An 11,694-nucleotide genomic window follows, 5' to 3' on the forward strand; every position below is an offset into this window, starting at 1 on the left:
ACTTCGCCTCTCCCGGCGTGGTTGGTCCGAGGGAGAGCATCAGCCGGTTGGCCCAGTTGAAGAACGAGATGGCGTAGATGGCGTCGGCGATGGCCTGGTCGTCCATGCCGGTGGCGCGCAGCGCTTCGATGTGGTCGGGGCCGAAGGTCATCGGGATCGAGGTCAGGGCCACGGCGGCGTCAGTGATCGCGTCCCAGCGCGGGTCGATGCGGGCGGAAACACCCTCGTCCAGCAGCTTCTGCACCTCGTCCTTGCGCTTGGAATGCTGCGTGGCGAAGCGCGAATGCACCGAGGCGCAGTAGATGCAGCCGTTGTAGCGCGAGGTCGCGGCGGCGGCCATCTCGCGGTCGGCGCGCGGCAGGCCCGCGTCCGGGTTGTAGAAGATGTCCATGTCGGTGCGCGTCCGATATTCAAGGATATCCGGATCGCGGGCCAGCAGCATGAAGTACGGCATCTTGGACCGCCCCTTCTGGACCAGCGCGGTCCAGTGGCGCTCGGTCAGGTCGGCCTCGTCCATCGGCGGCAGCCACGGCTCCCAGCCCAGCATGTCCTGGGTGAAGACGTTGGGCTCGTCGGGGTTCTCGTGCGTAAGTACGGTCTCGGTCATCGGTGCGGTTCCGGTCAGCTGGCCGCCGCCAGAACCCGCAGGCCGGCGCCGGCGCGGATCTGGAAGCTGAGGAAGGAAATCATCTGCGACAGGGTGACGATATCGGTGGCGCTCCACCCGGCCCCGGTCAGCGCCACGATGGCGTCGCGGCCCGCGTCGCGGGGGTGGAACACCAGCATATGCGCATGCTCGAAAGCGGCGGCGAGGCGCGCGCCCAGGGCGTCGGCGTCGGCCTTGAACACCATGCCCGGCGTGTCCTCGGCGCTCAGCGGACCGGCCGGGAACGCGCCGTAGGGCCCTTCGGTCCGGCCCGCCGCGACCGCGGCCGCGATGGCGTCCGACAGGCCGGCGGCGTCGCTCTCGGCCAGCAGCCTCGCGTAATGCTCCATCGCCGGCGCGTCGCCGTGCAGCCCGGCCACGAAACACGTCACCGCCAGCCGCTCGCCCACCGGCATCAGCCCTTCGCGCACCGAGACGAACAGCGCCTCGTAGCTCTTTTGCGCGTATTCCCGCGCCGTGGGCCGCGCCGCGCGCAGCTCCGACTCGGGCGGCAGCCCCGCCAGCGTGTCGATCACGTCCGTCATGTCATCCTCACCAGTTGGTTATCCGTTCACGGTCACCGCGGCCGGCGCAAAGCGCGCCGTCGCCGGGTCCCCGACATAGCGTTCCGCGACACCCGCGGCGGTCTGCGCCAGTTCGGCCACGGCCAAGATCACCCGGTCCGCCTGCGCGTCGCTGAAGAGATAGCTGAAGTTCAGCCGCACCCAGCCCGGCCGGTCCAGCTCGCACCCGGCGTCCAGCTGCGCCGTCACCGCCTGCGAGGCGGGCCGGTCGAGATCCAGCAGGCGGTGCGCGTAGGGCCCGGCGCAGGCACAGCCGCCCCGCGCCTGAATGCCGTACATGTCGCTCAGCATGCGGGTGAACAGCTGGTGATGCACCAGCCCGCCCTGCCCGTCCCGCACCCGGAACGAGAACACCGGCAGCGCCCGGGCGCCCGCGCGCTGGCCAAGGATCTCGATCTCGGGGACCTTCGACCACGCGTCCAGCGCCCGAAGGCGGAACGCCTCGTCCCGCTCGGCGATCCGGTCGCAGCCCACCGCGTCCTTCACCAGCAGCGCCAGCGCGGCGCGGATGTCGCCGACCACGTTCGGCGTGCCCGCTTCCTCGCGCGCCTCGAGGCTGGAGGAATACAGGTGGTCCCAGGGCGAGACGAACCGCACCGAGCCGCCGCCGGGCGCGGTCGGGGTCGCGCGCCAGCCGATGCCGTCGCGGACGACCAGAACGCCCGTCGCCCCCGGCCCGCCGGGGAACTTGTGCGGCGAGAACACGATGGCGTCCTTCGCCGTCTCGCCCGTGCTCATGTCGATCGGGATGTAGGGCGCGGCGGCGGCATAGTCCCAGACCGCCAGCGCGCCCGCCGCCTTCAGCACCCGCGTCACCGCGTCGGTGTCGGTCAGGATGCCCGTGACGTTCGAGGCCGCGGCGAATGTGCCGATGACCAGATCGTAGCCTTCGACCTGCCGCAGCGCCTCGGCCAGCGCCGCCATGTCCGGCCCGCCGGTCGCGGCTTCGGCGATCTCGATCACCTCCACCCCGCTCTCGCGCCACGGAAGGATGTTCGAGTGATGCTCGTAAGGCCCGGTCAGCACCGCGATGCGCGCGCCGCCCGCCACCCGCGCCGCCAGGTCCAGCCCCGCCACGATCCGGTTCAGCGCGCCGGTCGCGCCCGATCCGGTGAAGATCACGTGGCAATCCGGCCCCGCGCCGGTCAGCCGCGCCACCTCGGCCCGCCCCGCCTCGCGCAGCCGCGTCATCACCCCGCCGCAGAACGAGGCCTCGGTATGCGTGTTGGCGTAAAACGGCAGCACCTGCTCGGACACGAAGCCTTCCACCTGCCGCAACGCGCGACCCGAGGCGGTGTAGTCGGCATACAGAAGCGACTGCGGCCCAAACCCCGCATCAAACACCACGCCATCCCCGATCAGACCACCGCGGAGGTCAGAGACGGGGTCGGGCCTGCTGCCAAGCTCTGCCGCAAAGCGGGTCAGGTTCGGCAGGCTGGAAACGGGTTCGTCCGAAATGGTGTGATTTTGCGTCATCTTCGCGTATCTCGACATGTCACGTCGATTATTCGCGAAAATCCTCGAAACTGATTTGCGAAATTCGGGCCGGAACCGAAATTTCGTCGCACGCCGCCGCCCGTGCTGCTGCCGCAATCGAATATCGTTTCGCATGCGCGGCAAAGACGACGGGAAACGGGACGGCCCGAGCCTGCCGGCCGACACCATTCGCTCCACGGATCAGCGGGGGTCGGTGTCCTGCTCCATCGCGTTTTCCCATTCGTCAAGAAACGCCCGGCGGTTCAGCGGGTCCAGATAGATCATCAGGGCCGGGCCAAGGCGGATCGGGCCGAAGCCCGCGGAGCTTACCTCGCCGGTCTGGCGCAGGGGCGGCAGGGGCCAGTCGCCGGGGTCGTCGCGAAGGCCCAGTTCAAGCAGGCCGTCAATCAGTGCGCCCGCAGCCTCGACCTCTTGCGCCGTCGCGGGAATGATGGCCGTGCGCAACATTACGTTGGCGAAGTCCTGCATCCGGACGATCTGGACCTTGCCGCCCGTCTCCCCGGCCAGCCGCTCTGCCGCGTAGCTGCCAAGGACGTTGTAGGCCAGCACCAGCCGCCCGGAAATGACGTCGTCGACCATCTGCCCAGAGCAGCAATACAGCAGGGGATCCAGGCGGCCCATGACTTCTGACAGCCGCCAATAGGCGTCGGTGGATCGGGCCTCTTGCGTCGCGAACAGGTAGCCAAGGCCGCTTTCGCGCAGGTCGTAGGTGCCGACCTTGCCCAGAAAGCGTTCGGGATGCTCGCGCAACAGCAGGATCAGTTCCTGCCGGGTCAGGGGCAAAGGCGCGCCCTGCAGGCTGTCCACCGAAAGGATCACCACCGCCGATTCAGCGGTGAAGGCGAAGATCAGATCCCGCCACCGCGCCCATTCGGGCAGGGCGTCGGTCTGGGTGGACCGGTAACTGCGGGCGAAACCGTCATTCGCGAGTTGCAGTTGCAGGTCCATGGCCGAGGACAGCGCCAGATCGTAAACCCCGCCACCGCGAATGGCGCGGTACAGTTCTATCGAGGAGGCAACCGTGTAATCCACGGTCAGGTCGGGACGGTCTTCCTGAAACGCCAGGATGTAGGGCTCGAACACCTCGAGGTCGGCGGTCGAGATGATCCGAAGCGTGCGGTCGCCTGTGCCGGGATAGGATTTGTGGTCCTCGATCTCTTGCGCCGAGGCGGCCATCGCCAACAGACCGACGCACAGCGCTAGGACGTGGGCAAGACGAGTGTAACGCATGCACCTTCTCCCTTCTGCCCCGCGCCAAGGTCAAGCCGCCCGCCGTGGGCCGCAAGCACGTCCGCGGCAATGGTAAGCCCGAGGCCGGATCCGACGACACCTTCGGTATTCCCCCCCCGCCGGAACCGCTCCTTCAACTCCTCGGCGGGCCCCGCACCGAAACCCGGCCCCTCGTCGCCGATCGAGATGCGGGCCTCTGCCCCGGCTTCGCTGATGTCGATCCGCACGGTCGTGTCTTCGGGCGAGTACTTGATCGCGTTGTCCAGAACGTTGCGCAGCGCGGAATACAGCAGGACGGCGTCGCCGTGAACCGAAACCGAGACGGTCGTCGCCTTCAGTTCGATGTCCTTCATTTCCGCGGTCGGGGTCAGCGCCTCGGTCGTCTGGTTCACGAGTTCGGCCAGATCGACCGGATCGCGGGCCAGATGTTCCGCCCGGAACGCCACCGTCGCATGGTCCAGAAGCTGACCCGCGGATCGCGAGCTTTCGTCCACCGCGCGGATGATCTGACGAAGCCGGTGGCGATCCTCTGCGTCCGACGTGGAGCGCAGGGCGATTTCCGCCTGCGCGCGGACCGTCGCCAACGGAGTGCGAACGCGATGCGCCGCCTCGGCAATGAAATCTTCCGAACGGCGGATGGATTGCGCAAGGCGTTCCATCAGGCGGTTCAGCGCCCCGCGCAGCGGGACCAGCTCGGCGGGCGCGCCCGGACGCAACGGCCGAAGGTCGGACGGACCGCGCCGCGAGACCGACTGCGCGAAGCTGTTCAACGGGCGCAGCGAGGTGCGGACGGCAATCTCGGACAACCCCACGGCCAGAACGAAGAACGCCAGCGAAAGCCCCGCCGCAAACCGCGAAATCTGACCCGAGATGGCGGCGACCCCGTCCAGCGTCTGCGCGACGGTCACAATCACCGAAACCGGCCTGTCCCCCGCCAGCACGACCCGGCGGACGCTTACCATCCTCACTTCCGTGCCGCGATAGGTCCCGTTCCCGAAAGTGACCCGGCTGTTCGCCTGATCGGGCTCGGGTGCGGGCAAATCGGAATATCCGGTCAGAAGGCGCTCGCCCGCAGTCACCCGGTAAAACACCCGGTCCTCGCTGATCGCGCCCAGCATGGAAAAGGCGGAATAGGGCAGTTCCAGCCGCACCTCTCCCTGCTCGCTGCGCAAAGTCTCGGCGATGGTCGAGGCGGAAGCGGCCAGCACGTTGTCCTGCGTCCGCGCCGCCGCCTGTCGGGCAAGGCCCGACACCATGGACCACGACAGCAGCGACAACAGCGCCGCGACACCGGCCAGCAACAGCGTCAGGCGCCGGCCGATCGACATCGAACGAATCATCCCGCCGCCGTCTCCAACCGGTAGCCAAGCCCCCGGACCGTCTCGATCCTCAGACCCATCGGACCGATGCGGCGCCGAAGGCGGCCGACGTAGACCTCGATCGCGTTCTCCGTCACTTCCGCGTCGAACGAGAATAACCGATCCAGCAGCTGACCTTTCGAGAGGGTCTGCCCGGGATGGCGGGCGAAGATCTCTAGCAGGCGCGTCTCGCGGTTGCGAAGGGTGACGCAGTCCTCGCCAAGGCGCAGGCTGCCGGACATCGGGTCGAACAGCGCGTCGCCCATCGCGATCTCGTTCCGGGCGGACCCGCCGCGCCGCCTCAGCACCGCGCGGCAGCGGGCCTCGAGTTCCGAGAAATCGAACGGCTTGGTGATGTAGTCGTCCGCGCCCTGATCCAGCGCGCCAACTCGGTCGGACACCTGCGCACGGGCCGTCAGGACGATAACCGGTGTTTCCAGATGCGCCCGGCTTTGGGCGAGAAAGGCGCGCCCGTCGCCATCGGGCAGCATCACGTCCAGCAGGATCAGGTCATAGCTGGCCCCGGCGAGGAATTCCTTGGCTTCTGCAAGGCATGCCGCGTGATCCACCGCATGCCCGTCGAGCGCCAGGCGTTTCACCACCGCCTCTGCCAGTTCGCCGTTATCCTCGACCAATAGAAATCGCACGCAACCGCCTTTCGGTGCCGGACGGGCGAAATCCGCGTCCGCGTGTCAGGCCCGTGTCAGCTTTTTGTGGTTAGTGCAAAGCATGGGCGGCAGATGCCGCCCTGTCAAACGGGAGGAAACCGCATGAATATGAACATGACCCGCCGGGTCGTGCTTGCCGCTGCTGCGGCCACGATGGCCTTTTCCGGTCTTGCACACGCCGAAGGCCACAAGGTTCTCGATCAGCTTCACTTCGTGATCCCCGGCGGCGCCGGCGGCGGCTGGGACGGCACCGCACGCGGCACCGGCGAAGCGCTGACCGAATCCGGTCTGGTCGGCACCGCCAGCTACGAAAACATGTCGGGCGGCGGCGGCGGGGTCGCGATCGCCTACATGATCGAGAACGCCGAAAGCCTGGACAACACGCTGATGGTCAACTCGACCCCCATCGTGATCCGTTCGCTGACCGGCGTTTTCCCGCAAAGCTTCCGTGACCTGACGCTGGTTGCCGGCACCATCGGCGACTATGCCGCCATCGTCGTGCCCGTCGACAGCGAGATCACCGACATGGCCGGCCTGCTGGCTGCCTTCGCCGAGCAGGGCCCCGACTTTGCCATCGGCGGCGGTTCCGTGCCCGGCGGCATGGACCACCTTGTCGCCGCCATGGTCATGAAGGCCGCGGGCGAAGACCCGATCTCGGTCAACTACATCCCCTACGACGCGGGTGGCGAGGCGATGGCCGGCCTTCTGTCGGGCGAAATCGACGCGCTGTCGACCGGCTTCTCGGAAGCCATCGCGCTGGCCGAACAGGACGAAGTCCGCATTCTGGGCGTGACCGCGCCCGAGCGTGTGCCGGCCTACGACACCGCGCCGACCTTCACCGAGCAGGGCATCGAGACCGTGTTCGTGAACTGGCGCGGCTTCTTCGCCGCTCCGGGCGTCTCGGACGAGAAGGTGGCAGAGTACGTGTCTGCGCTGGAGCAGATGTACGACACCGAAGCCTGGGAAGACGTCCGCGCGCGCAATGGCTGGGTCAACATCTTCAACCCGGGCGAAGATTTCCGTGCCTTCCTGGAAGCGCAGGAAAAGGAAATCGGCGACCTGATGAAGACGCTGGGCTTCCTCTGATGACGGTTCCCGTCGGGAACTGACCATTCGGGCGGGCCGGAGATCGGCCCGCCTTTCTCGTTCAAATGTTCAAGCTATCGGAGGGAGACCCATGGCGCTCGACCGCTGGATCGCGCTCGTCTTTATCGCCTTTTGCTGTGCGTACGGCTACCTAGCCTTCTTCACCATGGACCATCTCTTGCCGCCGTTCATGCAGCGGAACCCGGTCTGGCCCTCGACCTTTCCCAAGGTTCTTTCGATCATGGGCATCGTGGTCGGCCTGATCGTCCTGTTCGGCCTGGAGCCGTCCACGGGCGAGAAAGAACCCGGCGCGACCGACATCAACTATCGCCGGCTGACCGAGTACAAGCTGGGCCAGGCGCTGCTGCTGCTTGGCTTGATGGTGATCTACGCGCTGGCGCTGCGCCCGGCGGGCTTTCTGATCTCCACCACCCTTTTCCTTGCCCTTGGCAGCGCCATCCTCGGCGAGCGCAAGTGGTACATCATGATCCCCGTGGCGATGATCGCCGCCGGGGTGGTCTGGTATCTGGTTCAGCAGGTACTTGGCATCTTCCTGCGGCCCTTGCCGTATTTCATGGGGATCTAAGCGATGCTTGACGGAATCCTGATGGGCCTGCAGGCCGCGTTCTCGATCCAGAACCTTCTGATGGTTGTCGCCGGCTGCCTGATCGGCACCTTCATCGGCATGCTTCCGGGGCTGGGGCCGATGTCGATCATCGCGATCATGATCCCGGTCGCGATCTCGATGGGCGATCCGACCGCCGCACTGATCCTGCTGGCCGGTGTCTACTATGGCGCTATTTTCGGCGGATCGACCTCGTCGATCCTGCTGAACGCGCCGGGTGTCGCGGGGACGGTTGCGACATCGTTCGACGGCTATCCAATGGCGCGAAAGGGACAGGCCGGGAAGGCCCTGACCATCGCCGCCGTCGCCAGTTTCTGTGGCGGCACGGTGGGCGCAATCCTGCTGGCGATCTTCGCGCCGGCGCTGTCCTCGGTCGCGCTGCTGTTCCACTCGGCCGAGTATTTCGCACTGATGGTCGTGGGCCTCTCTGCCATCGCGGCCTTCGCAGGGACCGGGCAGGTCGCCAAGGCGCTGATGATGACAATCCTCGGCCTGATCCTTGCCACCGTCGGCGAAGGCGCCCTGTTCAACATGCCGCGGTTCACGCTGGGCATGATGGACCTGCAGTCCGGCATCTCGTTCATCACGCTGGCGATGGCCATGTTCGCCCTGCCCGAAGCCATGTTCCTGGTTCTGAACCCCGCGCGGTCGAAGCAGGGCGACGAAGGCGACTCCGGCAAGATCACCAACCTGCGCTTCACCCGCGAGGAAGGCCGCGCCATCGCGCCGGTGATCGCGCGGCAATCGGTGCAGGGCTTCTTCATCGGCGTGCTGCCGGGCGCAGGCGCCACGATCGCCTCGTTCCTCGGCTATGCAGTCGAGCGCAACATCGCGTCCGAGGAAGAGCAAAAGGAGTTCGGCAAAGGCTCGGTCAAGGGACTCGCCGCGCCGGAAACCGCGAACAACGCAGCTTGCACCGGCTCGTTCGTGCCGCTTCTGACGCTGGGCATTCCCGGCTCGGGCACCACGGCGATCCTGCTGGGCGCGCTGATCGCGCTGAACGTGACGCCAGGGCCGCGGTTGATGGTGGACGAACCGGACATCTTCTGGGCCGTCATCATTTCGATGTATATCGGCAACCTCGTTCTGCTGATCCTGAACTTGCCGCTAATCCCCTACATCGCCAAGATCCTTGCGATCCCGCGCAACTACCTGATCCCGTTCATCCTGTTCTTCACCCTGATGGGGGCCTACATCGGCCAGAACAACGCGACCGAGTTGCTGATCCTTGTCGGGCTGGGGGTGATGGCGACGATCCTGCGCTTCGCGGACTATCCGCTTGCGCCGGCGCTGATCGGGTTCATTCTGGGCACCATGCTTGAAGACAACTTCGCCCGGTCGATGCAGCTTTACCGCGGACTGGGTTTCATCATGGAACGCCCGATGACGCTGGCCCTGCTGGTTCTGGCCGCAATCCTTGTGATCCTGCCCAGCTACCGTGCGCGGCGCGCAAGGGCACGGGCAAAAGGCGTCGCCGATGGCGACTGAACGCGGGGCCGGGGCCCGGCCACTGGCCGGGCTTCGGGTGCTGGATCTGACCAACGTGCTGGCGGGGCCCTTTGCCTGCCACCAACTGGCGCATCTCGGCGCCGAGGTCATCAAGGTCGAAGCGGTGGGCCGCGGTGACCTTGCCCGCAACCTCGGCGCCGATGCCGGGCTTTCCGCGAACGGCATGGGGATCTCGTTTCTCGCCCAGAACGCGGGCAAGAAGTCCATCACGCTGAACCTGAAGGATCCGCGCGGCAAGGACGTGCTGAAACGGCTGGTGGCCACCGCCGACGTGCTTGTCGAGAACTTCCGCCCCGGCGTGATGGACCGGCTGGAACTTGGCTATGACGTCCTGAAAGCCGAGAACCCAGCGCTGATCTACTGCGCGATTTCCGGCTTCGGGCAGGACGGTCCATGGGCGGGCCGTCCGGCCTACGACCAGATCATTCAGGGTGCATCCGGGGTCATGTCGATCACCGGGGACGACGACAGCGCGCCGCTTCGGGTCGGGTATCCGCTGGCGGATACCGTGGGCGGCCTGACAGCGGCAATGGCCATCGCCTCGGCCCTGAACGCACCGAAACGCGGCTGCTACATCGACGTCTCGATGCTGGATTCCGTGCTGGCGACGATGGGGTGGGTGGTGTCGAACTACCTTGTCGGCGGGGTCGAGCCCGTGCCGCAGGGCAACGAGAATCCCACGTCGGCGCCATCGGGCGCGTTTCAATGCGCCGACGGGCTGGTCAACATCGCCGCCAACAAGGATGAGCAGTGGGACCTTCTGGCCCGGCATCTGGGGCGCACGGACCTGCTGGAGCATCCCGACTTCGCCACGCGCGAGGACCGCAAGGCGCATCGGCTGCGGCTGAAGGCCGAGCTGGAAACCGTGCTGACCACCCGCCCCGCGCGGGACTGGGCGCGGGAGCTGAACGCGCTGGGCGTGCCATCCGGCGCGGTTCTGACGGTGCCGGAGGTACTGGCGCATCCGCAGATCACGGAACGCGGGCTGCTGGCGCAGTTCGACGGCGCGCCGGGCGTGGACCGGGCGTTCTCTCTCGTGCGGATCGGAGCAATGGTGGATGCCGTCCGCCCGTCCGTCGATACGCCTCCCCCCGCGCTGGGCGCCGACACGTCGGACATTCTCGCGACGCTCGGCTATTCCGAAACCGAGATCGCGCAACTGCGGGCAGAGGGTGTGACATGAGCGACAACAGCGACGTAAGCGACTGGTGGCGGACCCGGATCATCGACATGGAGCCCGGCCGGATCCATCTGCGCGGCCGACCGGTGCAGGAGTTGATCGGCAACACCGGTTTCGCACAGATGATCTGGCTGATGGTGACCGGCGAGGAAATCTCGGGCGGGCGCGAAACCCTGTTCGAAGCCGCCCTCGTGGCGGCCGTGGATCATGGGCCGCAAGCCCCGTCCATCGCCGCCGCGCGCATGGCGGCCACCTGCGGCATCGGCCTGCAATCGGCGATGGCGACCGGTCTGAACATGCTTGGCGACGTACACGGCGGCGCAGGAGAGCAGGCCGTGGAATTGTATCGTCTGGCCGATCAAGCCGGGCCCGACGCCCTGCCCCGCGTGCTGGACGACTGGCGAGCCGGGCATGGCAAGTTCATCCCCGGTTTCGGGCACCGGTTCCACAAGCCCGTAGATCCGCGCGCACCACGGCTGCTTGAACTGGTCGATGCCGCCGCCGCGTCGGGCGCGGTCAGTGGCGATATCGCCGGGATCGGACGCGCGATCGAGGCGCATCTCGCCGCCGAGCGCGGCAAGCCGGTGCCGATGAACATCGACGGCGCCACCGCCGTCATCTACGCAGAACTCGGCTGCCCGCCACCGCTGGCGCGCGGTTTCTTCGGCCTGTCCCGCTCTGTCGGCATCCTCGCGCACGCGTGGGAACAGATGCAGCAAGGCGGCCGAAACAAGGGCCCCACCCCACCAGCCTACCGCTGGACATTCGACCCGGAGTGATGCGCGGGTCGGGGGCGTTGCGCGCGTCCGTCGTGAAGCCCGGCTGGAGCGGCACAAGACACGCGTGACCACGTTCGACCAAGGCGAGCCGCTGCGACTGCCATTGGTCGTCGTCATGTCCGTCTCAGGGTACAGGTGTCGCGAGCCAATCCTTCACAGAGTGCTGACGGCGCCCCCCAAAGCGCCGCCCGCGACTTCCCACATCACGCGTTGGAGCACTATTGCAGCGATGTGCGCGTGGGCGGCCTGCCCTGCGCCCCGTTTAGCCCGCGTTCGTTAGTTCGCTCGGTTAAGGCTCGTCGCTCTAAAGGAGACGAGAGTGACTGGCATGCGTTACCGCATGCATTACCACACACAGGGCGTGTCTCAGGGTAAGTACCTGATAATCCGGACCGTCTAAGGGAGGAAGTGGCGCGCTGGGGAGGATTCGAACCCCCGACCCCTTGATTCGTAGTCAAGTACTCTATCCAACTGAGCTACCAGCGCGCGGGGTGAGGGCGATTTAACGGTCTCGCCGGGGCTTTGCAAGGGC

11 protein-coding genes and 1 tRNA gene are annotated in these 11,694 nt (G+C 66.8%); 5 read left to right on the forward strand and 7 right to left on the reverse strand.

Annotated features, from left to right (window positions below; translation table 11 throughout):
• The 6 genes from ACP156_RS18550 to ACP156_RS18575 form a co-directional block, all read right to left on the reverse strand.
• Positions 1-607, reverse strand: a 607-nt coding sequence (locus ACP156_RS18550) for an alkylhydroperoxidase domain protein (RefSeq protein ID WP_425049228.1), incomplete at its 3' end; no start/stop codon positions are given.
• Positions 608-621: 14 nt separating this feature from the next.
• On the reverse strand, positions 622-1,191 hold the full coding sequence (locus ACP156_RS18555) for a CMD domain protein (protein WP_425049227.1): 570 nt from the start codon (positions 1,189-1,191) through the stop codon (positions 622-624).
• 18 nt (positions 1,192-1,209) lie between these two features.
• Positions 1,210-2,706, reverse strand: a complete 1,497-nt coding sequence (locus ACP156_RS18560) for an aminotransferase class V-fold PLP-dependent enzyme (RefSeq protein WP_425052862.1) — start codon at positions 2,704-2,706, stop codon at positions 1,210-1,212.
• Between the two features lie 201 nt (positions 2,707-2,907).
• Complete coding sequence (locus ACP156_RS18565) at positions 2,908-3,957, reverse strand: ABC transporter substrate-binding protein (protein ID WP_425052863.1); 1,050 nt, start codon at positions 3,955-3,957, stop codon at positions 2,908-2,910.
• Positions 3,927-5,285 carry a sensor histidine kinase N-terminal domain-containing protein gene (locus tag ACP156_RS18570; RefSeq protein WP_425052864.1) on the reverse strand — a complete coding sequence of 453 codons (1,359 nt, stop codon included), beginning with the start codon at positions 5,283-5,285 and terminating at the stop codon, positions 3,927-3,929. The genes ACP156_RS18565 and ACP156_RS18570 overlap by 31 nt, the downstream gene beginning before the upstream one ends.
• Before the next feature lie 8 nt (positions 5,286-5,293).
• On the reverse strand, positions 5,294-5,962 hold the full coding sequence (locus ACP156_RS18575) for a response regulator transcription factor (protein WP_425052865.1): 669 nt from the start codon (positions 5,960-5,962) through the stop codon (positions 5,294-5,296).
• A gap of 123 nt (positions 5,963-6,085) precedes the next feature.
• Here ACP156_RS18575 and ACP156_RS18580 point away from each other — a divergent pair, with 123 nt between their 5' ends.
• The 5 genes from ACP156_RS18580 (at position 6,086) to ACP156_RS18600 (ending at position 11,162) form a co-directional block, all read left to right on the forward strand.
• On the forward strand, positions 6,086-7,069 hold the full coding sequence (locus ACP156_RS18580) for a tripartite tricarboxylate transporter substrate binding protein (RefSeq protein WP_425052866.1): 984 nt from the start codon (positions 6,086-6,088) through the stop codon (positions 7,067-7,069).
• Between the two features lie 91 nt (positions 7,070-7,160).
• Positions 7,161-7,655 carry a tripartite tricarboxylate transporter TctB family protein gene (locus ACP156_RS18585; RefSeq protein ID WP_425052867.1) on the forward strand — a complete coding sequence of 165 codons (495 nt, stop codon included), beginning with the start codon at positions 7,161-7,163 and terminating at the stop codon, positions 7,653-7,655.
• 3 nt (positions 7,656-7,658) lie between these two features.
• On the forward strand, positions 7,659-9,182 hold the full coding sequence (locus ACP156_RS18590) for a tripartite tricarboxylate transporter permease (protein WP_425052868.1): 1,524 nt from the start codon (positions 7,659-7,661) through the stop codon (positions 9,180-9,182).
• Entirely contained in the window at positions 9,172-10,386 is a 1,215-nt protein-coding gene (locus tag ACP156_RS18595; protein ID WP_425052869.1) for a CaiB/BaiF CoA transferase family protein, read from the forward strand. Before ACP156_RS18590 ends, ACP156_RS18595 begins: the two co-directional genes overlap by 11 nt.
• Positions 10,383-11,162: a citryl-CoA lyase gene (locus ACP156_RS18600; protein WP_425052870.1), complete on the forward strand. Its 780-nt coding sequence runs from the start codon at positions 10,383-10,385 to the stop codon at positions 11,160-11,162. Before ACP156_RS18595 ends, ACP156_RS18600 begins: the two co-directional genes overlap by 4 nt.
• A gap of 409 nt (positions 11,163-11,571) precedes the next feature.
• On the opposite strand, the gene ACP156_RS18605 is transcribed toward ACP156_RS18600, so the two are convergent.
• Positions 11,572-11,648, reverse strand: a tRNA-Arg gene (locus tag ACP156_RS18605).
• Positions 11,649-11,694 lie beyond the last annotated feature (46 nt).

It is taken from the genome of Psychromarinibacter sp. S121 (assembly GCF_049801035.1).
Classification (GTDB): domain Bacteria; phylum Pseudomonadota; class Alphaproteobacteria; order Rhodobacterales; family Rhodobacteraceae; genus Psychromarinibacter.